This is a genomic window from Alkalibacterium sp. m-11, from assembly GCF_054658155.1.
Genome location: NZ_BAAGIR010000570.1, coordinates 1 through 255 on the forward strand (window position 1 = coordinate 1; position 255 = coordinate 255).

The following is a 255-nucleotide window of genomic DNA, read 5'->3' on the forward strand; positions in this document are numbered from 1 at the left end:
TGCTTCGATTGGCTTTTGGTAATTTGTCAGTAACACATAGGAGTTTTTTAAGATTTTCTTTTGAAAAAATATATGGTTTGAATTTTTGTTCTACTGCTTGGTAATAACTTGAATTGACAGACTGACTCGGGATTTGTAGTACTTGAAGAAATTCAGAAAACTGACGGAGGTTTGTTATTAAAGTTTTTCGACGGTGGGGACTTATATGGTCCTTCGGACTTAATATTTCTTCAATCATTTCAGTAGTAATTTCAA

The 255-nt window shown here is 32.5% G+C and carries 1 protein-coding gene; it reads right to left on the minus strand.

Features of this window, described 5'->3' with window-relative positions:
* On the minus strand, positions 1-255 hold a 255-nt coding region (locus ACYQ2O_RS13640), incomplete at both ends, for a hypothetical protein (RefSeq protein WP_459796866.1).